Here is a 19,889-nt window from a genome sequence, read left to right on the forward strand (position 1 = left end):
TTCGTCATGCGCGTCGCGTGATGAACACGCGCCGGCATTACGCGTTGCCGGCCGTCACGTCGATGCGGCGCGGGCGCGTTTCCTCGCGGCGCGGAATCGTCAGCGTGAGCACGCCGTCGCGCAGGCTCGCATCGATCCGTGACGTGTCGAGATCGGGGCTCAGCACGAACGTGCGCACGTAGCGCGGCGCGCGGACTTCGGCATGACGCACGCGCAGGTCGGCCGGCGTGTCGATGCGCGTGTCGGCTTCGATCGTCAGCGTGTTGTCGTGCACCTTCACGTCGAGGTTTTCGCGCGGCACGCCGGGCAGGTCGGCACGCAGCGTGACGCGCTGCCTGTCTTCGACGATGTCGACGGCCGGCGTGATCGCGGGCCGGCGCACGGCTTCGGCTGCTGCTGCTGCCTGCGCGGCACCGGTCTGGCGTTCGGTCAGGGTCTGGCTCGTATTCATGTCGTTCTCCTGAAGGTTACTGAACGGTGATCGCACGCGGCTTCGAGGCCTCGCGCCGGCCGACGCGAATCAGCAGGCAGCCGTTTTCATAGCGGGCGCTGACGTTGTCGGCGTCCGCGTTCTGCGGCAGCTCGACGACCCGGCGGAACGCGCCGTGAAAGCGCTCCTGCGCATAGGTGCGCACGTCGTCGCCGGCATCGTGCGGCAGGCGCTTGCGCTCGCCGCTGATCGTCAGCAGGTCCTTGTCGATCGAGACGTCGAAGTCGGCCGCGGCCATGCCGGGGGCGAACGCGACGATCTCGATCGCGTCGTCGGTCGCGCCGACGTTCAGCGCGGGGAACGCGCTCGGCCGCACCGCGCGGATGCCGGTCGGGGGCTCGCCGAACAGGCTCGCCATCTGCCGCTGCACGCGGGCGAATTCGTCGAACAGGTCGTGACCGAAATGAATACCGCTCATGAGGATCCTCCGGAACATGAAACGCGAAAGACACGATGCCGCGACGCCGATGGCGAGTGCGACGCACGGTTTTTCGCTGAGTCGAAACGGGGGCAGTGCGCGTGACGGGCACTGCCTTGCAACGGGTAATTAGAGGTCGCCGCAGCGGTTTTCAAGAGGGAAAGTGCAACCGGCATCGACGCGTCGTCACGGGGATCGATGCGACAATCGTCGCGCTATCCACAGACCACGGAGACGGAACGGACATGGACATTCAACGCATCGCGATCGTCGGGGCCGGCGTGATCGGCGCGAGCTGGGCGGCTTTCTATCTGTCGAAGGGCTTCGACGTCGTCGCGACCGATCCCGCGCCGCAGGCCGACGCGCGGCTGCGCGACGCGCTCGCCGCCTTCCTCGGCGAGCGGGCCGCCGAACTTTCCGCGCGGCTGTCGTTCGATGCCGATCTCGTGCGCGCGCTCGACGGCGTCGATTTCGTGCAGGAAAACGGCCCCGAGCGGCTCGACCTGAAGCGCGCGCTGTACCGGCAGATGGACGACGTGCTGCCCGCGCGCGTGCCGATCGCGTCGAGTTCGTCGGGCCTGAAGATGTCCGAGATCCAGACCGCGTGCGACAAGCATCCGGAACGCTGCCTGATCGCGCATCCGTTCAACCCGCCGCACCTGATTCCGCTCGTCGAGCTGGTCGGCGGCGATGCGACCGACTCGAGCGTGATCGCGCGCGTGAAGGATTTCTACGACGCACTCGGCAAGCAGACGATCGTGCTCAACAAGGAAATGACCGGCCATGTCGCGAACCGGCTCGCGGCCGCGCTGTTTCGCGAGGTCTATCACCTCGTCGGCGAGGGCGTGGTGAGCGTCGCCGATGCGGACAAGGCGGTCGCGTGGGGCCCGGGCTTGCGCTGGGGACTGATGGGGCAGTGCCTGACCTATCACCTCGGCGGCGGCGCGGGCGGCATCGCGCACTTCCTCGAACACCTGTCGGGGCCGATCACGACGTGGTGGGACGACCTCGGCACGCCGTCGTTCGATCCGGCCGTCGATCGCAAGCTGAACGACGAACTGCGCGCGATCCAGGGCGAGCGTTCGATGCAGGAACTGGCGGCCGAGCGCGACCGGCTGCTCGTCGAGCTGATCGACGCGCGGCGCCGCAGCTTCCTGCCCTGAGCGCGCCGCCGCGCGGCGTTCCGGTCGCGCCGTGAAAGGCTATTGCTGCACGGCCGTTTGCGGTGCCCGCGGCGTCTGCGCGAGCCACGCGGGCTGTGCTTCCTGCACCAGTTCGCGATTGCGCGCGCGCGTCGCGGCATTCGGCGGATAGTTGCCGTCGTTGGTCGGCAGTTCGCCGTCGAGGTAGGCCTGCTTCAACTGGGCGACGACTTCCGCGCGCGTCAGGCCCTGCGCGGGGGCGGCGGCATCGGTTTGCGCAAAGGCGGGGGACAGCAGCGCGGCTGCGGCGGCCGCGACGGCGAATCGCACGACGTTCATGGTGTGCTCCGATCAAGGGGACGGGACAGCGGACGCGCGGCACACTGCCGTGCGTTCCGATGGGGCCCATTGTCGCGAGCGGGGACTGCGCGGACGATGACGCGTTCCGGGCAAGACTGTCAGTTGCGCGCGAACACCGCGCCGCGGCGGGGCGGCATCGGCATCGGCATCGGCCTGACGGCGGCAGCGATCGCTACAGCTCGGCCGCCGCCGCGATCAGCGTCGCTTCGAGCGCGAGCGTCGAGCGCGACGCGGCCGCGGGCCGGTCGATCACGTATTCGAGTTCGCCGAGTTCGGGGAGCCCCGCGTCGAGCCGCGCGAGCCCGGCCGGAATCACGTAGCCGGCGAACGCGCTGACGCCGAGCCCCGCGCTCGCGGCCGCGCGCAGCACCGCGATGCTGCTGCTCACGACGGCGATCCGGTAAGGGCGGCCGACCGCCTCGAGCGACTCGAGCACGCGGCGGCGCGATACGCTCGGCTCCGGATGCATCGCGAGCGGCAGCACGGCCTCGTGACCGGTGATCCGCGAATCGGGGCCGGTGCACCAGTACAGCGGTTCGCTGCGGATCACGCGGCCGCGCCGGCTGCCCGCGACGCGTTTCGCGAACACCAGGTCGTGACGGCCTTCGTCGAGCGCATCGAACAGGTCGCCCGACAGCCCGGTCGAGATCGCGAGCTCGACTTCCGGATTGCGCTGTACGAAGCTCGCGAGCGCGGCCGTCAGGTGCGCGGACGCGAAATCCTCCGACATCGCGAGCCGCACCTTGCCCGACAGCGGCGGGCCGCACACCGACGTGACGGCCTCGTCCATCAGCTCGAGGATGCGCACCGCGTAGCGGAACAGCGCGTCGCCGTGCTGCGACAGGTGCACGTTGCGCGTGTCGCGCTCGAACAGCGGCCGGTCGAGCAGCTCCTCGAGGCGGCGGATGTGCTGGCTGACGGTCGACTGCGACAGGTTTACGCGTTCGGACGCGGCGGTGAAGCTGCCGGACTGGGCGACGGCGACGAAGCTGCGCAGCAGCTCGGGCGGTAATGGACGCATTGCTAAATCCACTGAATCGGTTTCGACAACTTCATAAATGGCCGGATGGTGCGGCGCTAGTATCGGATCACGCCCTGGTGCGGCCCATGCAAACGGCAGGGGCGCACCGGACGCGTAGCCCGTGTCGCGCCGCCGGCTCCATCGGTCAGTCTAAGCCATCCGGCGTCCGGCCCGAAACCGCATCATCCCATCGACCGCCCGAGAACGCGCTCGCACGACGAGCCGCCGGGCCGCGGCGCCCCGCCGCAGGAGACAGATCGTCCGCGCCCGGGACCGCCGCGCGGGCCTGGCTCCCGCACGCGTCAGGCGCCCGTCACGAAGAGACTGGAGACGACTCATGATCATCTACGGAACCGCGCTGCTGGCGTTCTGCCATCTGGCCGGACTGTTCCTCGGCGACCTGCTGGGCGCCGCGATCGGCGTGAAGACCAACGTCGGTGGCGTCGGCATCGCGATGCTGCTGCTGATCTGCCTGCGCCTGTGGCTGCACCGGCGCGGCTGGCTGCCGAAGGAGACCGAGGCCGGCGTCGGTTTCTGGGGCGCGATGTACATCCCGGTCGTCGTCGCGATGGCCGCGAACCAGAACGTCGTCGCCGCGCTGAAGGGCGGGCCGGTCGCGCTGCTTGCGGCCATCGGCGCGGTCGCGATCTGCGCATGCTGCATTGCGGTACTCGTGCGCACCGGGCGCGACGACACGGCCTTCGCGGGCGTGCCGCAATTCGAAGAACAGTAACGGAGGCCGCCATGCTGCAGATGCTCGAAAAAACCGTCGCCCACAACGGGCTCGTCGCGTCGTTCGCGCTGGTCGGCCTGATCATGTGGCTGTCGTCGCTCGCGTCGCGCAAGCTCACCTTCGGCCGCGTGCACGGCTCCGCGATCGCGATCGTGATCGGCCTCGTGCTTGCGTATGTCGGCGGCGCGTTCACCGGCGGCGAGAAGGGGCTGGCCGACGTCAAGCTGTTCGCCGGCGTCGGCCTGATGGGCGGCGCGATGCTGCGCGATTTCGCGATCGTCGCGACCGCGTTCGAAGTGCAGCCGACCGAGGCGCGCAAGGCCGGCCTGGTCGGCGTCGTGTCGCTGCTGCTCGGCACCGTGCTGCCGTTCATCGTCGGCGCGTGCATCGCGCGCGCGTTCGGTTATACCGATGCGGTCAGCATGACGACCATCGGCGCGGGCGCCGTCACCTACATCGTCGGGCCCGTCACGGGCGCGGCGATCGGCGCGAGCTCCGACGTGATCGCGCTCAGCATCGCGACGGGCCTCGTGAAGGCGATCATCGTGATGATCGGCACGCCGGTCGCGGCCAACTTCATGGGCCTGAAGACGCCGCGCTCCGCGATGATCTTCGGCGGCCTCGCCGGCACCGTCAGCGGCGTGAGCGCGGGCCTTGCTGCGACCGATCGCCGGCTCGTACCGTACGGCGCGCTGGTCGCGACGTTCCATACCGGCGTCGGCTGCCTGCTCGGGCCGTCGGTGCTGTTCTTCACGACGCGCGCGCTGGTCGGCGCCTAGCCGCCAGGTGTGCGATCCGGGCGACCGATGCGCCAGCGCCGGCGTGCGCGGGCCGCGGCGGGGCCGCATCCATCGCGGCGTCCTCTGAGTCGCATTCGTCAACATCATCAATCGGCGGCGGCGCCAGGCTTAGAATGCCGCTGAACCATCGAAGCGGGAGAACTGTTCATGACGGGATGGAATCACGCGCGGCAGGCGCGCGATGCACGCCTCGCGGCCGGCGCGGCCTTCGCGTGGCCCAAGGCCACTTCCTCCGGGGCGCGCGGCAAGCGGGTCGATGCGCGCGACACCGTCGCGTTGCTCGAAGCGGTGCTGCGGCCCGGCGACCGCGTTTGCCTCGAAGGCGACAACCAGAAGCAGGCCGACCTGCTCGCCACCGCGCTCGCCGACGTCGACAGCGCGAAGATCCACGACCTGCACATGGTGCAGTCGGGCGTCGTGCTGCCCGAGCATCTCGACGTGTTCGAGCGCGGCATCGCGAAGCGGCTCGACTTCGCGTATTCGGGCCCGCAGTCGCAGCGCATCGCGAAGCTGCTGTTCGGCGGCAAGATCGCGCTCGGCGCGGTGCACACGTATCTCGAGTTGTTCGCCCGCTACTTCATCGATCTCACGCCGCAGGTCGCGCTGATCGCGGCGGTCAGCGCCGATGCCGACGGCAACCTGTACACCGGCCCGAACACGGAAGACACGCCGACCGTCGTCGAGGCCACCGCGTTCAAGGACGGCATCGTGATCGCGCAGGTCGACCGCATCGTCGACAAGGTGCCGCGCGTCGACATTCCGGGCGACCGCGTGCATTTCGTCGTCGAGGCCGGCCGGCCGTTCTACGTCGAGCCGCTGTTCACGCGCGACCCGGCCGCGATCACCGAGACCCAGATCCTGACCGCGATGCTCGCGATCAAGGGCATCTACGAACCGTACGGGATCAAGCGCCTGAACCACGGGATCGGTTTCAACACGGCCGCGATCGAGCTGCTGCTGCCGACCTACGGCGCGAAGCTCGGGCTGAAGGGCAAGGTCTGCACGCACTGGGCGCTCAATCCGCACCCGACCCTGATTCCCGCGATCGAATCGGGCTGGGTCGAGCAGGTTCACTGCTTCGGCTCCGAAGTCGGGATGGACGACTACATCCGCGCGCGCTCCGACGTGTGGTTCACGGGCCCCGACGGGTCGCTGCGCTCGAATCGCGCGTTCTGCCAGACCGCCGGCCTCTACGCATGCGACATGTTCATCGGCTCGACGCTGCAGATCGACCTGTCCGGCCATTCGTCGACGGTCACGGCCGAGCGGATCGCCGGGTTCGGCGGCGCGCCGAACATGGGCAGCGACGCGCGCGGTCGGCGCCATCCGAGCGAACCGTGGCTGAAGGCCGGTGCGGAGGCCGACCCCGGCACGCCGGCGGCGCTCAGGCGCGGCCGCAAGCTGGTCGTGCAGATCGGCGAGACGTTCGGCGACAAGAACGTGCCGATGTTCGTCGAGAAGCTCGACGCGCTGAAGCTCGCCGACAAGCTGCAGCTCGACCTCGCGCCGATCATGGTCTACGGCGACGACGTTACGCACATCGTCACCGAGGAAGGGATCGCGAACCTGCTGATGTGCCGCGACAAGGACGAACGCGAGCATGCGATCCGCGGCGTGGCCGGCTATACGGAAGTCGGCCGCGGCCGCGATCGCAGGCTGGTCGAACGGCTGCGCGAGCGCGGCGTGATCCGCCGCCCGGAGGATCTCGGTATCGATCCGCTCGACGCCGACCGCCGCTGGCTTGCCGCGCGCTCGATCAAGGATCTCGTGCACTGGTCGGGCGGCCTGTATGCGCCGCCGGCCCGGTTCCGCAACTGGTGAGGAAGAGGGCATGGAACAGTTGAACTATCGCTTCACCGCGCGCGAACGTGCGAAGGGCGAGCAGGCCACGGCGCTCGTCGGCGTGGTCGCGTCCGGCAATCTCGAGGTGCTCGTCGAGCGCGTGCTGCCGGGCAACGAATGTGAGATCGACATCCGCACCGCGGCGGTCGGTTTCGGCGCGGTGTGGCAGGCCGTCGTGTCGGACTTCGTCGAACGGCGCGCGCCGGGCGGCCTGAAGCTGTCGATCAACGACGGCGGCGCGCGGCCCGACATGGTGTCGCTGCGGCTCGCGCAGGCCGTGCGCGCGATCGAGGGGGACGCATGACGAACGACGTGATCCACGACGCACCCGCGTTCGTCGCGAACCGCGCGAGCTGGTACGAAGCGTCGGCGCGCCAGCGCGTAGACGGGCTGCTCGACGCGGGCAGCTTCACCGAATTTCTCGGGCCGGGCGAACGCGTGACGAGCCCGCACCTGCCGCTGTTCGACCTGCCGCAGCAGTTCGACGACGGGATGGTGGTCGGCCACGGCCGGCTCGACGGCAAGCCGGTGTTCGTCGCCGCGCAGGAGGGCCGCTTCATGGGCGGCGCGTTCGGCGAAGTGCACGGCGCGAAGCTCACGGGGCTGCTGCGTGCGGCGCGCGACCTCGGCACGCCGGTGCTGATCCTGTTCGATACGGGTGGCGTGCGGCTGCAGGAAGCGAATGCGGGCGAACTGGCGATCGCCGAGATCATGCGTGCGCTCGTCGAGGCGCGCGCGGCCGGCGTGCCGGTGATCGGGCTGATCGGCGGGCGTGCGGGCTGCTACGGCGGCGGCGGCCTGCTCGCCGCGTGCTGTTCGGCGCTCGCGGTGTCCGAGCAGGGGCGCATCAGCGTGTCGGGGCCCGAGGTGATCGAGACCAATCGCGGCGTCGAGGAATTCGATGCGAAGGACCGCGCGCTGATCTGGCGCACGATGGGCGGCAAGCATCGCCGGCTGATCGGCGGCGCGGACCGCTACTTGGCCGATACGCCCGACGCGTTTCGCGCGGCCGCGCTCGACCTGATCGGCCGTGCGCCGAAATTCGACGCAGCGATGCTGCGCGCGGAGCAGTCGCGCCTCGAAGCGCGCGTCGAACGGTTCGACGCATGCAAGGACGCGCTCGACGTGTGGCGCGCGCTCGGCGCGAGCGAGCCGGAAGCGATTCCCGGCATGCCCGACGATGAATTCGCGAAGCTCGCCGATCAACTGCAGGAGTCGCAGCATGACGCTCGATGAAGTACTGACCTCGCTGTTCCCGAACGGCCACTCGATCACGCGAACCGGCGGCTTGCTGGCGGGCCACGCTGATCTGACCGGCACGCGCGTCGACGTGATCGGCGTCGCCGACCGGCTGCCGTTCGGCATCGACGAAGCCGTGACGCTCGCGTCGCACGTGCTCGACACAATCAGGCGCGGCGGCGACATGCCGATTCTCGTGCTCGTCGACAGCGACAGCCAGCGGATGAGCAAGCGCGACGAACTGCTCGGCCTGAACGAAGGCTTGTCGCATCTCGCGAAATGCCTGATGCACGCGGAGCTCGCCGGGCACCGGACGATCGGCCTGCTGTACGGCCATACGGCCGCCGGCGCGTTCATCGCGACCGCGCTGGCGACGCGCACGCTGCTCGCGGTGCCGGGCGCGGAGCCGGAAGTGATGGACCTGCCGTCGATGTCGCGCGTGACGAAGCTGCCGATCGACGTGCTGAAGGAGATGGCGCGCTCGACGCCGGTGTTCGCGCCGGGGCTCGACAACCTCGTGAAGATGGGCGCCGTCGACGCCGTGCTCGACCCGGCCCGCGCGCTCGACGCGCAGGTCGGCGAGTGGCTCGGCAAGCCGGCTGATCGCGACGACGTGCGTGCGGCGCGCGGCCGGCCGGTCGCGGCCGACGTCGCGCGGCGCGTCGAGGCACTCGCGCGTGCCGCACGCTGACACGCCGCTGCGCCGCCACACGCTCGTCACGCTGACGGCGGCCGGGTGGGGCGCGGCCTGCGCGCGCGATCCCGCGCTGGCGGCCGATCCGCTCGCGCAGGCGTGGGCCGCGCACGGCTGGCCGCTGATCGTGCGCCGCGCGTCGCCCGACGAGGCCGATGCGGGGCGCATTCCGCTCGGCTTGCCGCTGCCGCCTTCGGCGGGCAAGCGGCGCATTGCACTGAACGTCGCCGCCGACGCGCTCGCGTCGGTCGGTCCGCTGCCCACGCTCGCCGATGTGCTCGCTGTCGCACCCGACGCATGGCATGCGACGCTGCGCGAACTGGCTGCGCTCGGCGCCCGCTGCGGCGTGCAGGGCCGCGTATTCGGCAGCCTCGCATGGCAGGCGCTGACGGGCGAGCGCTTCCTGAGCGCGTCGTCCGATCTCGACCTGGTGTTTCCGCTGCCGGACGCCGGATCGCTCGCCGCGCTGCTCGATGGCCTGGCGGCACTCGACGCACGCGCGCCGATGCGCATCGACGGCGAACTGCTGCGCGACGACGGCGCGGGCGTGAACTGGCGCGAGCTGCATGCGCGGCTGCCTGAAGTCGCGGTCAAGACGGCGATCGCCGTCGAATTGATGCCTGCCGACGCATTCACCGGAGGCACGCGATGAGTGCGTGGGCCGCCTGCCGCGCGCCGGTGCCGTCCGATGCCGAGCGCATCGCCGAACTCGCCGAGCGCAGCCTCGTGCTGGAAATCGACACCTATCCGAAGCCGGGCCTCGTCAGTCACGTCGACACCGGCAGTCACGCGGACATGGATGCCATGATGTTCGTGCGCAGCGCGGCCGTGCTGCGGCCGTACTTCGCGGAGCTCGCCGAAGCCGGCGCGCGTGACGCGGACATGGCCGTGCTGCGCAAGATCGGGCTGCGTGCGGAACACGCGATGCTTGCCGCGACCGGCGGCGTCAACACGCATCGCGGCGCGATCTTCGGGCTCGGGCTGCTGTGCGCGGCCGCCGGCCACCGCACGGTGCCGGGCACCGCGGCACGCGCGATGACGCTCGGTGCGTTCGTCGCGCGGCGCTGGGGCACCGAGATCCTCGGCGGTCCGCGTCTGCCCGACAGTCACGGCGAGCGCGCGAGCCGCCGCTACGGTGTCGGCGGCGCGCGTCGCGAGGCGGCCGACGGGTTCACGACCGTGTACGACGTCGGGCTGCCGGCCCTGCGCCGCGCGCAGCGCTGCATGCCGGACGATCCGGAGGCCGCGCGCGTCGACGCCTGCTTCGCGCTGATCGCCGCGCTCGACGATACGAACCTGCTGCACCGGGGCGGGCAGGCCGGCCTCGATTTCGCGCGCGCCACGGCACGCGCATTCGTTGCCCGCGGCGGCATCCGCGCCCGCGACTGGCGACTGCGCGCGGCCGCCGCGCACCGCGCGTTCGTCGCGCGCCGGCTGAGCCCGGGCGGCGCGGCCGACCTGCTGGCGATGAGCGTGTTCGTCGATGCGCTCGAGACGGACGAAACGGGCGAGACGGACGAGACGGACGAGACGAACGAGGAGGGACGATGACGCTGGCGATCCTCTGTTCGGGGCAAGGTGCGCAGCGTGCAGACATGTTCGAGCTGACCGGCGCGGTGCCGCAAGCCGATGCGCTGTTCGCGCACGCCGGCCGGCTCCTCGGCGACGATCCGCGCGACTGGGTGCGACACGCCGAACCGGATGCGCTGCGTGAGAACCGCGCTGCGCAGATCCTCTGCACGGTGCAGGCGCTTGCGGCGACGATGTTGCTCGAGGCGATGTGGCCCCGGCGTCGTTGCGTCGCGGGGTACAGCGTCGGCGAAGTCGCATCGTGGAGCGTCGCGGGGATGATCGATCCGCACGACGCGCTGGCGCTGGCCGATGCGCGCGCGCGCGCCATGGATGCCGCGAGCGGCGGCGATGAACGGATGGCGTTCGTGCGCGGGCTGACGCGTGCGCGGCTCGCGCAACTCTGCGACGGCCGCGATGCCGCGATCGCGATCGCCAATCCCGGCGATGCGTTCGTGCTGGCCGGGCGGCAGGCCGACGTCGCCGCGGTGGCCGACGCCGCCGCACGCGACGGTGCGCTGCGTGTCGCGCCCGTGTGCGTGCGGATTGCGTCGCACACGCGCCGGCTCGCGGCGGCGGTGCCCGCGTTTCGCGCATCGCTGGCCGCTGTGAACGTGCACCGGCCGCTGCCCGGCACGCGACTGTTTTCGGGGATCGACGGCGCGTCGGTGCTCGATGTCGACGCCGGGCTCGACAAGCTCGCGCGCCAGATCGCGGAGCCGGTCGAGTGGGCGGCCTGCCTGGCCGCGTGCGTCGAGGCCGGCGCGACCGCGTTTCTCGAACTCGGCCCGGGCCGCGCACTGGCCGAGATGGCGGGTGGCGCGTATCCGGCGCTGCCGGCACGCAGCGTCGCGGATTTCCGTTCCGTCGATGGTATCGCGAGCTGGCTCGCGCGCGTCGCGGCCGGCTGACCGGCGGCGTGCAAGCGGCCGGATCACGCGCCGGAACCGCTTCAAATCCGCTTCGAAATCCGGTTCAAATCCAGTTCGAATCCGCTTCGAATCCGGTCCGAATTCCGCCTGCCGACCGGTCGTTCCGCGCCGGGTGTTGCGCCGGCGCAGCAGTGCTGCAGCAGGCGCTTGTCATGCGAATTGGCGTCGCTACAATGGCGCCCGCCATGAGACCAGCCGCCTTCCTCGTCGCCGCGCTTTGCTGTGCGGCGACCGCCCACGCCAGCCCGATTCCGTCCGACGCCGCATCGGTCGGCAGGTACTTTTCGTATGACAATGCGGCGGCCGACGCGACCGTCGACCTGATCGGTCAGGCACAGCGCCGCGTGCTGCTCGCCGGCTACGCCTACGTGCCGCCCGCGGTCGCGGCGGCGCTGCGCGCGGCGCGTTCGCGCGGGGTCGACGTGCGGGTCGTGCTGGTGCGCTCGTCGCGTGCGGGCAAGTACAGCGGCGCGGGCTTTCTGAAATCGGCCGGCATCGACGTCGCGATCGATTCGCGGCACGGCGACCCCGCACCCCGCTTCGTGATCGTCGACGACAGCGTCGCGCTGACGACGTTGTCCGACGACGCGGCCGCGCACGCGGAAACGGTCAACGTGTTCCAGCGCGCGCCGGAACTCGCGCAGTCGTACGCGCAGTCGTTCTGGCGGCTGTATCGGCAGGCCGGCGGGCTCTGAGCGCTTGACGGCGGCCCGCCCGGGCGAACGCCACCGATCCTTTTTCGAGCCGCGATTGACCTGCCGCGCAGGCCGGTATGACCCCGCTTGCATCGGCGTGTCCGATGAACCATGCTCGTTGAACAGGTGCCGGCGCGCAGGTCGCGCATCCGGCACAACGGCAGGGAGCCGATCTTGACCGAGTGTTTTGCCGATCGCGCCGACGCGGGTCGTCAGCTTGCGCACGCGCTGCACGACTATGCGGGGCGTCGCGACGTCGTCGTGCTCGCGCTGCCGCGCGGCGGCGTACCGGTCGCATTCCCGATCGCGCAGGCGCTGCGCGCGCCGCTCGACGTGCTGGTCGTGCGCAAGCTCGGCATGCCCTCCGATCCCGAATTCGCGATCGGCGCGATCGCGACCGGCGGGGCGATCCACCTGCAGCACGCGGCGATCCGCTCGATGGGCGTGTCCGATGCCCAACTGGCCGACGTGATCGTGCGCGAGACCGCCGAACTGCAGCGCCGCGACACGCTGTATCGCGGCGCGCGGCCGCCGCTGCCGGTCGACGGCCGCATCGCGATCGTCGTCGACGACGGCATCGCGACCGGCGCGTCGATGCGCGTCGCACTGCAGGCGCTGCGCGAGCGCCATCCCGCGCGCATCGTGGCCGCCGCACCCGTCGCGCCGGCCGGTGCCCTGCATGCGTTCGACGATCTGGCCGATGCGTTCGTGACGGTGTCGCAGCCGCTGCGCTTCTTCGGGATCAGCCAGTTCTACGCGCGTTTCGACCAGACCGGGGACGACGAGGTGCGTGCGCTCCTCGATGCGGCCCGCGGGCCGGACGACGACCTCACGTCCGCCTGATCCGGCGCCGGCGCGATCCCGGGCGAACGGCTTCGGCCTGCGCGAACTCGCGCTGCAGCGCCGGATGGACGTTGCCGTGCCAGCGCGCGCCCGTGAACAGCCCGTAGTGATCGCAATCGTCGATATCGAGACGCTGACGCTCGCCGGCCTTGAGGCCGCGACACATGTCGAGTGCCGCATGCGTCTGGCCGGCGCCGGTGACGGCGTCGCAACCGCCTTCGACCGTCAGCAGCGCGACGCCGCGCAGCGCGGCCGGCTCCACGCGCTGGCCGCCGACTTCCCACGTGCCGTTCGCGAGGCACATCCGCTGGAACACGATATCGACGGTATCCAGGAAGTATTCGGCCGGCATGTCGAGCAGCGCCGTGTATTCGCGCAGCGCGCGCCGCGCGTTCGCCAGCGCCGTCAGGTCGAAGTGCGACGCGGCGCGCGCGTAGTCCTCGATCAGCGTCAGGAAGCGTTGCGGATACAGCAGCGCGATCTCGCCCTGCTGAAGATAGGTCGGGAACACGTGCCGGCCACGGCCGGGGAAGCGGGGCGGCACGATGTCGATCAGGTGGCGGCGGTACCACGTGAGCGAACGGGACGCGGCCGTGGTGCCGAGCGTGGTCGGGTTGATGCGTGCGTCGAGCGGCCCGCCGATCAGCGTGACGCTCGCGGGCGGTGCGTGGCCGCGCGCGGCGCGCAGCGCAAGTGCGCCGAGCGCGGGAACGGTGGCCTGGCACACGGCGACGACGTGCAGCGGCCGGTCGTCGCGGGTGAGGGCGTCGACGAAGCCGTCGAGCGTCGCCACGTACTCGTCGAGCCCGAAGCGGCCCGCCGCGAGCGGCACGTCGCGCGCATTGACCCAGTCGGTCACGCAGACGTCGCCGTCGGCGAGCAGCGCCTCGACGGTTTCCCGCATCATCACGGCCGCGTGCCCCGCGAGCGGCGCACACAGCAGCACCGAGCGCCGCGCATCGTCGCGTGCGAAGCGCCGCAACTGGCAGAACGGCGTGCGCGCGATGATCCGCTCGTCGACGGCCGGCCGCCGGATCTCGAAGCGCGGCGGCCCGGCGGCCGGCCCGAGGAGCGGCTCGAACAGGTCGTCGTAGCATGACGACGCGGCGTGCGGCAGCGTCGCGGCGGGCCACACGTCGAACGCGTGGCGCGTCGCGGCGCGCCACGCGCGCATCCATTCCCGCTGCTGCTCGACGACGTCGTACCACATGGCGAACCTCGAGGCGGAAGGGGGGTGAATCTGCATTATGGTCACTCTCGCCGCCAAGCGGGTGTCGGAATCGTGACCGGGTGACGCGCATCAGGCATGCGCGGCGCTAGGCACCGACGCACGGCGCTGCTACAGTCGTCGGTCCCATTCCCCCAAGCGGAGCGTTTGCGATGAAGCTGATCGGCATGCTGGATTCCCCGTTCGTGCGCCGTGTCGCCATTTCGGCGAAGCTGCTCGACCTGCCGTTCGAACACGAGTCGATCTCGGTGTTTCGTCAGTTCGACCGGTTCCGGTCGTTCAGCCCGGTCGTGAAGGCGCCGACGCTCGTGACCGACGACGGTGCGACGCTGCTCGATTCGTCGCTGATCGTCGACTACCTCGACCATCGCGTCGCGCCGGAGCGGCGCCTGTTGCCCGACGCCGCCGACGCGCGGCTGCGCACGCTGGTGCCGGTCGGCCTTGCGCTGGCGGCGGCCGAGAAGACGGTGCAGGTTGTGTACGAGCACGCTTTGCGGCCGACCGACAAGCAGCACGCGCCTTGGCTCGAGCGCGTGCTGAGCCAGCTCGAAGCCGCGTACGGCGAACTCGAGCCGCTCGTCGCGGCCGCGAACGGCTGGTTCGGCGGCGCGCGGCTGCTGCAGTCCGACGTGACCGTCGCCGTCGCCTGGCGCTTCACGCAATTCATGGCCGCCGATTACCCGGCGCTCGCACGGATCGATCCGGCCCGGTATCCGGCGCTGGCCGCGCATTCGGCGCGTGCGGAAGCGCTGCCGGCGTTTGTCGAGACGCCGCTCGCCTGAACCCGGCGTCGATCCCGGCGGCACCGAAACGACGGCGGGCGAGGGCGGCGCGACCGGCCCCGCCGCGTCGGAACCGGGCTGGCATTCGGCGCGTATCGACCCAACCGCAGTCCGCGGCGCGTCCGACCGCGCGTTATTGTTCGGCGCGACGTGCTGAAAACCACGTCGCGCCGCTGCGTTTTACGCGCCCGGGCGACCGCGCGCCACCCGCTCGGCCCCGTCCGGCAAGGACGAGCCGATTGTTCTCCGCCGCTGACAAGTGACTTCGCATTCGCGCTGTTTATCCGGATGCGGGCCGTCCCTAGAATCCACTCCATCGAATATGCATTGCCTGATGGAGCCGATGATGAGAGCGCTGATCGAATCGAGTCTGTACCACCCGTCCGTCGTGTTGCCGCTTGCCGCGCTGACGCAGCTGATGGTCGAGCGCGACTTCAATCTCGGCCAGGTTGGCCTGATCGTCGCCGCGCGGGGCGCGCAGGCAGCCGTGTCGCGTTCGCGTGCGCTGATCTTCTGCCGCCACTGCGAAGCGCACGCATGAACCCGCGTCACATCGACGGATAAAAAAACGCCCGGCCGGCGCAAGCCGGTCGGGCAGATCGGATTCGATCGGGCCCCGGCTTCGGCCGGGGCTTTTTCATGGGCGAGCGGGCGACGCTCAGGCTCGCGCGGGCGACACGACGCCGTAGATTTCCGCGTCGTCTTCCTCGCGCAGCTGGCGCACCAGCTGGTGCGCCTCGCGGCGCGACGCGACGGCCGGCGGCGAGCCCTTGAGCGGCTGGCGCGCGGTTTCGGCGAGTGCGACGACCGACACGATGCCGATCACGGCCGCGCCCATCATGTAGTACGCGGGCATCATCAGGTTGTGGGTCATGTCGACGAGCCACGCGGTGACGAGCGGCGTCGTGCCGCCGAACAGCGACACCGACACGTTGAAGCCGATCGCGAGCGCGCCGTAGCGGATCTCGGTCGGGAACAGCGCCGGCAGCGCCGACGGCATCACGCCGGTGAAGCACGACAGCAGCACGCCGAGGATCAGGAGGCCGCTGAACACCGACGCGGTGGTGCCCGCATGGATCAGCATCATCGACGGGATCGACAGCGCGAGCAGGCCGACGCAGCCGGCCAGCATCACGGGCTTGCGGCCGACCTTGTCGGACAGGCGGCCGGCGGCGAGCGTCAGCGGCATCATCAGCACCATCACGATCAGCACCAGCACGAGGCTGTGCGACTCGTCGAAGTGCAGCGTCGACGACATGAAGCTCGGCAGGTATGACAGCACCATGTAGTCGGTCACGTTGAAGATCAGCACGAGGCCGACGCAGAGCAGCAGCGCGCGCCAGTTGCGCATCAGCGTCTCGCGGAAGCGCGCCTTCGGCACGGCCTTGTCCTGCGCTTCGCGCTCCTCGGCCTGGCGCTTGAACGCCGGCGTTTCCTCGAGCTTCATCCGGATGTACAGGCCGATCAGGCCGAGCGGGCCCGCGATCAGGAACGGCACGCGCCAGCCCCACGACAGCAGCGCTTCCTGCGACAGCGACGCGGTGAGCAGCGCGACGACGCCGGCGCCCATCACATAGCCGATCAGCGTGCCGAACTCGAGGAAGCTGCCCATGAAGCCGCGGCGCTTGTCGGTCGAGAACTCGGCGATGAAGGTGGCGGCGCCGCCATATTCGCCGCCGGTCGAGAAGCCCTGCACGAGGCGGGCGACGAGCAGCAGCACGGGCGCCATGATGCCGATCGACGCGTAGCTGGGGATCAGGCCGATCGCGAAGGTGCCGACGGCCATCATGATCATGGTGGCGGCGAGCACGCGCTGGCGGCCGATGCGATCGCCGAGCGGGCCGAACACCATGCCGCCGAGCGGGCGCACGAGGAACGCGGCCGCGAACGTGCCGAAGGTCGCGAGCAGCTGCGCGGACGGGCTGCTGGACGGGAAGAACACTTTACCGAGCGTGACGGCGATATAGCTGTAGACGCCGAAGTCGAACCATTCCATCGCATTGCCGATGGCCATCGCGCTGACGGCGCGCTTGAGCAGGCTCTGGTCGACGACGGTAATGTCGTCCGCGGCGCGCGTAGCCTCGCCGGACGACGTGGAGGAAGAAGCAGCGGTCGGGCTGACGTGTGTTGCGGTCAAGGTCATGCACTCCTTTGACTGCGCCGGAACGGGCGGGCCGTCCGACACGGTTTGCCGGCGAGCGCGATGTCGTGTGCTGCGCGTCGGGGCAGGCCATTTAAGCGCTTACTGCACATGGGGCGGTAAAGGGCCGTAAGGGACTGCTTCGACGCGGGCCCGATGGGCCGTCGCGACGGTGCGCTCATGAAGAATGGGCCGCGTGATGCGAGCGGCAGATGCCGGCGCGGACGGAGTCCGGCGTTCCGGCAAGTGCCCCGGAGGGGCAACGAAACGAGAAAAGCGGGCCTGTCGGGCGGGCTTTCCTGTGGATGCAATTTCGGTCGAAGCGCCGGCCCGCAATACGCGGACGGACTTCTTGCGAAATCGAATAGACAGAGATTGAATGTTGAAACAGGTGACATGATAGCACGATGACAGACGATCGTGCAAATTGCCCGGAATCGCCCGTCTGGCGGCGGTTCCGGCGGGGCCGGCTCCGGTATGATCGGCGGCGCGCGGCGGGGTCGCGCGGCCCGCCGGATGGGGCCGAATCTGCGAGGAACCGGATGACCGAACTGATCAGGATTGCGGCGTTGTTCGCCGTCACTGCACTGGCCGAGATCGTCGGCTGCTACCTGCCGTGGCTCGTGCTGAAAGGGGGAAGGCCCGTCTGGCTGCTGGTGCCTGCCGCGCTGTCGCTCGCGTTGTTCGCGTGGCTGCTGACGCTGCACCCGAGCGCGGCGGGGCGCACGTATGCGGCGTACGGCGGCGTGTATATCGCGGTGGCGCTGATCTGGCTGCGGGCGGTCGACGGCATCGCGCTGACCCGCTGGGACGTGGCGGGTGCGATGCTCGCGCTCGGCGGGATGGCCGTCATCGCACTGCAGCCGCGCGCTTGAGCGCGGCTGCAGGCACGGCTTCGGCTTGTGAGACGCCGCGTCAGGCGGCTTCGGCAGCGTCCGCGTCGGCGGACTTGCGCCATACGCAGGTGCCCTTGACCGACTTGTCGAGTTCGTCGAGCTGGGTCTGGTGAGCGGCCAGTTCGTCGTCGCTCGCCGCGAGCACCGGCAGGTCGAGCGACGCGAGCGCCACGCGCTGGCCGTTCGCCGCGCCGCCGTCGGCGCCTGCGTCGTCGAGCATGTCGATCACGAGGCTGTCCTGGCCGCGTGTCATCGCGAGATAGACTTCGGCGAGCAGTTCCGAGTCGAGCAGTGCGCCGTGCAGCGTGCGGTGCGCGTTGCTGATGCCGAACCGGTCGCACAGCGCGTCGAGCGAGTTGCGCTTGCCGGGGAACATCTGCTTCGCCTGCACGAGCGTGTCGATCACGCCGCCGCAATGCTCGGTGAACGGCGGCAGGTCGAGCCGCGCGAATTCGGCGTCGAGAAACCCGAGGTCGAACGGCGCGTTATGGATGATCAGCTCGGCGTCCTTCACGAAGTCGCGGATCTGGTCGACGACTTCCGCGAACTTCGGCTTGTCGCTCAGGAATTCGGTCGTGAGGCCGTGCACGGCCAGCGCGCCCGGATCGCTGTCGCGCTCGGGGTTCACGTAGATATGCAGGTTGTTGCCGGTGAGCCGCCGGTTCAGCAGCTCGACGCAGCCGATTTCGATCAGGCGGTCGCCCGTGCGGGGGTTCAGGCCGGTGGTTTCGGTATCGAGAATGATCTGGCGCATGTCGGATAAATCGGGAAAGACAGTAGGGCGGCCTGCGTTCAGGCTGCGATTCAGGCGGCGAGCGATGCGACGCCGCGGTTCGCGAGCGCGTCCGCGCGTTCGTTTTCGGGATGGCCCGCGTGGCCCTTCACCCAGCGCCACTCGACCTCGTGCTGCGCGACGAGCGCGTCGAGCCGCTTCCACAGGTCGGCGTTCTTCACGGGGGTTTTCGCCGCGGTGACCCAGCCCTTCTTCTTCCAGCCGTGGATCCACTCGCTGATGCCTTTCTGCACGTACTGCGAGTCGGTATGGACGATCACGCGGCATGGCCGCTTCAGCGCCTCGAGCGCGGCGATCACGCCCATCAGCTCCATGCGGTTGTTGGTCGTGTTGGGTTCGCCGCCGAACAGCTCCTTTTCGCGGTCGCCGTAGCGCAGCAGTGCGCCCCAGCCGCCGGGGCCGGGGTTGCCCTTGCAGGCGCCGTCGGTATAGATGTCGATGGTGTCGGTGGTCATGAGTGTTCTTGATGGGTGGTCGGGGTGGCTGCCGGCGTCAGGCCCGGCGCGAGCACGGGCTTCTTCATCTTGATCGGGCCGACGAGACGCATGCCGCGCACGCGCTTGACGGCCGTGACCATGTAGACGGCGCCGAAGATCGGCCACCAGCGGTCGCCGGCGGCTTCCATGAAGCCGTAGCGGGCAAGCCATTTGTCGGTGACGAGCGGCGGCCGGTAGCAGCCGAAGCGGCCGCGCTCGAGATCGAAGCCGAGCAGCTTGATCCAGTCCTTGAGCCGGATGAACGCGATCTGGTCGCGTGCGGCCGGCACGAACGGGCGGTTGGCCATGCGCCCGAACGACTGCCGCATGCCCCACAGGCTCAGCGAATTGAAGCCGGTGATCACGAGCTGGCCTTCCGGCATCAGCACGCGTTCGGCCTCGCGCAGCAGGCGGTGCGGGTCGGACGTGAATTCGAGCGTATGCGGCATCACGATCAGGTCGACGCTCTGCGAGTCGAACGGCAGGTCGAGCAGGTCGCACCAGGTCGTGCTGCGATCGGCCGGCGCATGGTCGGGCGCGTGCGCCTCGCGCGCCCACGGATACTGGAAGGGCGCGCTCGCGCCGCTTGCCGGGTCGAGCACGAGGCCGCGATACGGCATGCGGTTCTCGCGCAGCGCGTCGAGCTGCGGCAGGCCGAGCTGCAGCGCGTGGAACCCGAAGACGTCGGACACGATCCGGTCGAGCTGCGCCTGCTCCCAGTCCAGCACGTAGCGGCCGGGTGGCGAGTCGGTCCAGGCGGGCCAGTCTATAATTTGACGATCGGACATAACGATGA

General features: G+C 70.0%; 24 protein-coding genes. 15 read left to right on the top strand and 9 right to left on the bottom strand.

The window, feature by feature from the left end; all coding sequences use genetic code 11:
- Positions 1–37: 37 nt before the first annotated feature.
- Both U4Y91_RS09465 and U4Y91_RS09470 read right to left on the bottom strand, forming a co-directional pair.
- Complete coding sequence (locus tag U4Y91_RS09465; protein ID WP_321804846.1) at positions 38–451, bottom strand: Hsp20/alpha crystallin family protein; 414 nt, start codon at positions 449–451, stop codon at positions 38–40.
- A 16-nt stretch (positions 452–467) separates the two neighbouring features.
- On the bottom strand, positions 468–908 hold the full coding sequence (locus U4Y91_RS09470) for an Hsp20/alpha crystallin family protein (RefSeq protein WP_321804847.1): 441 nt from the start codon (positions 906–908) through the stop codon (positions 468–470).
- Between the two features lie 245 nt (positions 909–1,153).
- Here U4Y91_RS09470 and U4Y91_RS09475 point away from each other — a divergent pair, with 245 nt between their 5' ends.
- Entirely contained in the window at positions 1,154–2,071 is a 918-nt protein-coding gene (locus U4Y91_RS09475; RefSeq protein WP_321804848.1) for a 3-hydroxyacyl-CoA dehydrogenase NAD-binding domain-containing protein, read from the top strand.
- A gap of 39 nt (positions 2,072–2,110) precedes the next feature.
- Here U4Y91_RS09475 and U4Y91_RS09480 read toward each other — a convergent pair whose 3' ends face one another.
- Complete coding sequence (locus tag U4Y91_RS09480) at positions 2,111–2,389, bottom strand: DUF4148 domain-containing protein (RefSeq protein WP_321804849.1); 279 nt, start codon at positions 2,387–2,389, stop codon at positions 2,111–2,113.
- Between the two features lie 193 nt (positions 2,390–2,582).
- On the bottom strand, positions 2,583–3,431 hold the full coding sequence (locus U4Y91_RS09485; protein WP_321804850.1) for a LysR substrate-binding domain-containing protein: 849 nt from the start codon (positions 3,429–3,431) through the stop codon (positions 2,583–2,585).
- 337 nt (positions 3,432–3,768) lie between these two features.
- Between U4Y91_RS09485 and madL the strand changes: the two genes are divergently transcribed.
- The 11 genes from madL to U4Y91_RS09540 all read left to right on the top strand — a co-directional run bounded on the left by madL (position 3,769) and on the right by U4Y91_RS09540 (position 12,778).
- Positions 3,769–4,164, top strand: coding sequence for a malonate transporter subunit MadL (gene madL, locus U4Y91_RS09490; RefSeq protein WP_044844919.1), 396 nt, complete (start codon positions 3,769–3,771; stop codon positions 4,162–4,164).
- A gap of 11 nt (positions 4,165–4,175) precedes the next feature.
- Positions 4,176–4,943: a malonate transporter subunit MadM gene (madM, locus tag U4Y91_RS09495; RefSeq protein WP_044844918.1), complete on the top strand. Its 768-nt coding sequence runs from the start codon at positions 4,176–4,178 to the stop codon at positions 4,941–4,943.
- A gap of 168 nt (positions 4,944–5,111) precedes the next feature.
- Positions 5,112–6,785: a malonate decarboxylase subunit alpha gene (gene mdcA / locus U4Y91_RS09500; RefSeq protein ID WP_321804851.1), complete on the top strand. Its 1,674-nt coding sequence runs from the start codon at positions 5,112–5,114 to the stop codon at positions 6,783–6,785.
- 10 nt (positions 6,786–6,795) lie between these two features.
- A complete protein-coding gene (mdcC, locus tag U4Y91_RS09505) occupies positions 6,796–7,110 on the top strand; it encodes a malonate decarboxylase acyl carrier protein (RefSeq protein WP_321804852.1) in 315 nt (104 codons plus the stop codon).
- On the top strand, positions 7,107–8,042 hold the full coding sequence (locus U4Y91_RS09510; protein WP_321804853.1) for a biotin-independent malonate decarboxylase subunit beta: 936 nt from the start codon (positions 7,107–7,109) through the stop codon (positions 8,040–8,042). Before mdcC ends, U4Y91_RS09510 begins: the two co-directional genes overlap by 4 nt.
- Positions 8,029–8,736, top strand: coding sequence for a biotin-independent malonate decarboxylase subunit gamma (mdcE, locus tag U4Y91_RS09515; RefSeq protein ID WP_321804854.1), 708 nt, complete (start codon positions 8,029–8,031; stop codon positions 8,734–8,736). The genes U4Y91_RS09510 and mdcE overlap by 14 nt, the downstream gene beginning before the upstream one ends.
- On the top strand, positions 8,723–9,391 hold the full coding sequence (mdcG, locus tag U4Y91_RS09520) for a malonate decarboxylase holo-[acyl-carrier-protein] synthase (protein ID WP_321804855.1): 669 nt from the start codon (positions 8,723–8,725) through the stop codon (positions 9,389–9,391). The genes mdcE and mdcG overlap by 14 nt, the downstream gene beginning before the upstream one ends.
- Entirely contained in the window at positions 9,388–10,290 is a 903-nt protein-coding gene (gene mdcB, locus U4Y91_RS09525) for a triphosphoribosyl-dephospho-CoA synthase MdcB (RefSeq protein WP_321804856.1), read from the top strand. Before mdcG ends, mdcB begins: the two co-directional genes overlap by 4 nt.
- Positions 10,287–11,219, top strand: a complete 933-nt coding sequence (locus U4Y91_RS09530) for an acyltransferase domain-containing protein (protein WP_321804857.1) — start codon at positions 10,287–10,289, stop codon at positions 11,217–11,219. Before mdcB ends, U4Y91_RS09530 begins: the two co-directional genes overlap by 4 nt.
- 194 nt (positions 11,220–11,413) lie before the next feature.
- On the top strand, positions 11,414–11,935 hold the full coding sequence (locus tag U4Y91_RS09535; protein WP_321804858.1) for a phospholipase D-like domain-containing protein: 522 nt from the start codon (positions 11,414–11,416) through the stop codon (positions 11,933–11,935).
- 174 nt (positions 11,936–12,109) lie between these two features.
- On the top strand, positions 12,110–12,778 hold the full coding sequence (locus tag U4Y91_RS09540) for a phosphoribosyltransferase (RefSeq protein WP_321804859.1): 669 nt from the start codon (positions 12,110–12,112) through the stop codon (positions 12,776–12,778).
- On the opposite strand, the gene phaZ is transcribed toward U4Y91_RS09540, so the two are convergent.
- Positions 12,765–13,988 (bottom strand): polyhydroxyalkanoate depolymerase, encoded by a 1,224-nt coding sequence (gene phaZ, locus U4Y91_RS09545; RefSeq protein ID WP_321804860.1) that lies wholly within the window; start codon positions 13,986–13,988, stop codon positions 12,765–12,767. The genes U4Y91_RS09540 and phaZ overlap by 14 nt on opposite strands.
- 170 nt (positions 13,989–14,158) lie before the next feature.
- Between phaZ and U4Y91_RS09550 the strand changes: the two genes are divergently transcribed.
- Positions 14,159–14,788, top strand: a complete 630-nt coding sequence (locus tag U4Y91_RS09550; protein ID WP_321804861.1) for a glutathione S-transferase — start codon at positions 14,159–14,161, stop codon at positions 14,786–14,788.
- Between the two features lie 343 nt (positions 14,789–15,131).
- Positions 15,132–15,329, top strand: a complete 198-nt coding sequence (locus tag U4Y91_RS09555) for a hypothetical protein (RefSeq protein WP_044844954.1) — start codon at positions 15,132–15,134, stop codon at positions 15,327–15,329.
- A 117-nt stretch (positions 15,330–15,446) separates the two neighbouring features.
- Here the strand turns inward: U4Y91_RS09555 and proP are convergent, their stop codons facing one another.
- Positions 15,447–16,931, bottom strand: coding sequence for a glycine betaine/L-proline transporter ProP (proP, locus tag U4Y91_RS09560; protein ID WP_321804862.1), 1,485 nt, complete (start codon positions 16,929–16,931; stop codon positions 15,447–15,449).
- 539 nt (positions 16,932–17,470) lie between these two features.
- Between proP and U4Y91_RS09565 the strand changes: the two genes are divergently transcribed.
- Complete coding sequence (locus U4Y91_RS09565) at positions 17,471–17,803, top strand: YnfA family protein (protein WP_044844907.1); 333 nt, start codon at positions 17,471–17,473, stop codon at positions 17,801–17,803.
- 40 nt (positions 17,804–17,843) lie between these two features.
- Here U4Y91_RS09565 and dnaQ read toward each other — a convergent pair whose 3' ends face one another.
- From dnaQ to U4Y91_RS09580, 3 genes are read right to left on the bottom strand one after another with little or no spacing between them, the layout of a single operon-like run.
- The gene (dnaQ, locus tag U4Y91_RS09570) at positions 17,844–18,578 is read right to left on the bottom strand and encodes a DNA polymerase III subunit epsilon (protein ID WP_321804863.1); all 735 of its coding nucleotides are present in this window, start codon (positions 18,576–18,578) and stop codon (positions 17,844–17,846) included.
- Positions 18,579–18,628: 50 nt separating this feature from the next.
- Positions 18,629–19,072, bottom strand: coding sequence for a ribonuclease HI (rnhA, locus tag U4Y91_RS09575; RefSeq protein WP_044844905.1), 444 nt, complete (start codon positions 19,070–19,072; stop codon positions 18,629–18,631).
- Positions 19,069–19,881: a class I SAM-dependent methyltransferase gene (locus tag U4Y91_RS09580; RefSeq protein ID WP_321804864.1), complete on the bottom strand. Its 813-nt coding sequence runs from the start codon at positions 19,879–19,881 to the stop codon at positions 19,069–19,071. Before U4Y91_RS09580 ends, rnhA begins: the two co-directional genes overlap by 4 nt.
- Positions 19,882–19,889: the final 8 nt, after the last annotated feature.

This window comes from Burkholderia sp. BCC1993 (assembly GCF_905339865.1).
GTDB lineage: Bacteria > Pseudomonadota > Gammaproteobacteria > Burkholderiales > Burkholderiaceae > Burkholderia.

What these genes read in the sequence shown, in the direction of transcription:
- U4Y91_RS09480 (WP_321804849.1), bottom strand. Translation starts at nt 2,389, where the DNA reads ATGAACGTCGTGCGATTCGCCGTCGCGGCCGCCGCAGCCGCGCTGCTG.
- dnaQ (WP_321804863.1), bottom strand. Translation starts at nt 18,578, where the DNA reads ATGCGCCAGATCATTCTCGATACCGAAACCACCGGCCTGAACCCCCGC.
- phaZ (WP_321804860.1), bottom strand. Translation starts at nt 13,988, where the DNA reads ATGTGGTACGACGTCGTCGAGCAGCAGCGGGAATGGATGCGCGCGTGG.
- U4Y91_RS09550 (WP_321804861.1), top strand. Translation starts at nt 14,159, where the DNA reads ATGAAGCTGATCGGCATGCTGGATTCCCCGTTCGTGCGCCGTGTCGCC.
- U4Y91_RS09580 (WP_321804864.1), bottom strand. Translation starts at nt 19,881, where the DNA reads ATGTCCGATCGTCAAATTATAGACTGGCCCGCCTGGACCGACTCGCCA.
- U4Y91_RS09565 (WP_044844907.1), top strand. Translation starts at nt 17,471, where the DNA reads ATGACCGAACTGATCAGGATTGCGGCGTTGTTCGCCGTCACTGCACTG.
- mdcE (WP_321804854.1), top strand. Translation starts at nt 8,029, where the DNA reads ATGACGCTCGATGAAGTACTGACCTCGCTGTTCCCGAACGGCCACTCG.
- mdcA (WP_321804851.1), top strand. Translation starts at nt 5,112, where the DNA reads ATGACGGGATGGAATCACGCGCGGCAGGCGCGCGATGCACGCCTCGCG.
- U4Y91_RS09475 (WP_321804848.1), top strand. Translation starts at nt 1,154, where the DNA reads ATGGACATTCAACGCATCGCGATCGTCGGGGCCGGCGTGATCGGCGCG.
- rnhA (WP_044844905.1), bottom strand. Translation starts at nt 19,072, where the DNA reads ATGACCACCGACACCATCGACATCTATACCGACGGCGCCTGCAAGGGC.
- U4Y91_RS09530 (WP_321804857.1), top strand. Translation starts at nt 10,287, where the DNA reads ATGACGCTGGCGATCCTCTGTTCGGGGCAAGGTGCGCAGCGTGCAGAC.
- U4Y91_RS09510 (WP_321804853.1), top strand. Translation starts at nt 7,107, where the DNA reads ATGACGAACGACGTGATCCACGACGCACCCGCGTTCGTCGCGAACCGC.
- U4Y91_RS09485 (WP_321804850.1), bottom strand. Translation starts at nt 3,431, where the DNA reads ATGCGTCCATTACCGCCCGAGCTGCTGCGCAGCTTCGTCGCCGTCGCC.
- madM (WP_044844918.1), top strand. Translation starts at nt 4,176, where the DNA reads ATGCTGCAGATGCTCGAAAAAACCGTCGCCCACAACGGGCTCGTCGCG.
- madL (WP_044844919.1), top strand. Translation starts at nt 3,769, where the DNA reads ATGATCATCTACGGAACCGCGCTGCTGGCGTTCTGCCATCTGGCCGGA.
- U4Y91_RS09555 (WP_044844954.1), top strand. Translation starts at nt 15,132, where the DNA reads ATGATGAGAGCGCTGATCGAATCGAGTCTGTACCACCCGTCCGTCGTG.
- mdcC (WP_321804852.1), top strand. Translation starts at nt 6,796, where the DNA reads ATGGAACAGTTGAACTATCGCTTCACCGCGCGCGAACGTGCGAAGGGC.
- U4Y91_RS09470 (WP_321804847.1), bottom strand. Translation starts at nt 908, where the DNA reads ATGAGCGGTATTCATTTCGGTCACGACCTGTTCGACGAATTCGCCCGC.
- proP (WP_321804862.1), bottom strand. Translation starts at nt 16,931, where the DNA reads ATGACCTTGACCGCAACACACGTCAGCCCGACCGCTGCTTCTTCCTCC.
- mdcB (WP_321804856.1), top strand. Translation starts at nt 9,388, where the DNA reads ATGAGTGCGTGGGCCGCCTGCCGCGCGCCGGTGCCGTCCGATGCCGAG.
- U4Y91_RS09465 (WP_321804846.1), bottom strand. Translation starts at nt 451, where the DNA reads ATGAATACGAGCCAGACCCTGACCGAACGCCAGACCGGTGCCGCGCAG.
- U4Y91_RS09535 (WP_321804858.1), top strand. Translation starts at nt 11,414, where the DNA reads ATGGCGCCCGCCATGAGACCAGCCGCCTTCCTCGTCGCCGCGCTTTGC.